This is a genomic window from Ferdinandcohnia sp. SAFN-114 (genome assembly GCF_059415045.1).
Genome location: NZ_JBPFDQ010000197.1, coordinates 1 through 1,415 on the forward strand (window position 1 = coordinate 1; position 1,415 = coordinate 1,415).

The 1,415-nt window shown below is 34.8% G+C and carries 1 protein-coding gene; it reads right to left on the reverse strand.

The features are described from left to right. Positions 1-148: 148 nt before the first annotated feature. Positions 149-1,318, reverse strand: a complete 1,170-nt coding sequence (locus ACR65M_RS26865) for an IS256 family transposase (protein ID WP_440274938.1) — start codon at positions 1,316-1,318, stop codon at positions 149-151. Positions 1,319-1,415 lie beyond the last annotated feature (97 nt).

The window sequence follows — 1,415 nt, forward strand, 5'->3', positions numbered from 1 at the left end:
AGTCAAGTCCATAATTTTGTGTAAAATTAATTCTATGGCTAACAATAATTATCAGGTTATTAGATTTACTTGTGTTAAGAAATTGATTTGTATGGGTAGGAAGGGGGTACCCCCTTCCTACCCATACAAATTTCGCTCGCTTCGTGTACTATCTTTTTTTGATTGGCAGCTTTTTCATAACTTGCTTTTCTTGATAATCCATTAATATGGCTCCAATTAAGCGAAAGTCAGATTGAGTGTGAGGGAAAATTCTTATTACTCTTTCTCTTCGCCGGACTTCCTGGTTCAACCGCTCCAATGAATTTGTACTGTGTATATAAGTGTGGTATGAACATGGTTCATTTAGGTATTGGATGGCATCTTCGAAGCCTTCTTCTAAGATTTGTATTGCTTTTTTTAGTTTAGAATTATCTCGATAGTTCTTAATAAAATCTTCTTTAAACGCACAAGCATCTTCTCTAGTCATAGCACTGAATATTCTTTTTAAATCAAAGATTACCTGTGCCATATCTTTTTTTGGAAGATCACCTACTATATTACGCTTGAAATGTACAGTACATCTTTGCCATGAGGTTCCAATAAATTCACGTTGTATAGCCTTTTTTAACCCTTCATGAGCATCTGATATAACTAGCTTAGGTGATTGTAACCCGCGTGACTTTAAATCCTTGAAAAAGCTTTGCCAAGCATCAAAACTTTCTACATGATCTACTTTTAGACCAATAACTTCTCTTTGATCTTTTTCATTAATAGCAGTAGCAATATAAACTGCTTTTGAAACAACACGGTGAAGTTCACGAACCTTTATGTACATGGCATCTGCAAAAATATACGGATAGTACATGACGTTTAATGGTCGATTTGCCCATTGATTAACGATTGGTTCAAGTTTCTTTGTAAGTGATGACACAAAGGATTTCGATACATTTTCTCCACAGAGCTGCTTTACAACCTTCGTAACATTTCCAGTAGATACCCCATTAATAACCATCTCTAACATAGAAAGAACAAAAGCTTGGTCGCTTCGTTCATACTTTTCAAATATAGATGGAGAAAAGTCACCTTCACGTGTACGAGGAACACGCAAAGTAATTCGTCCGTTAGACAATAGTAAATCACGTTCATAATAACCATTTCGGTAATCTCGACGAGTAACTGTTCGTTCATAAGCTTTTGCTTGTAAGTGTTCATCACGTTCTTTTTCCATTATTTCATTCAGTACTAAGACTATGGAAGCTTTAGTAACCGCTTCGATATTAGAGTTCATAACAGCATCTTTTAAATTGTCCAAATTTAGGGTAAACTGAAGTTGAGTCAAAATTAATTCCTCCTAATGTTTTCGTCGCTGATAACATTGTGGCCAAATGGAATTGATTTGACTCTTTTTCTTTTTACACAATTATATGGACTTAATC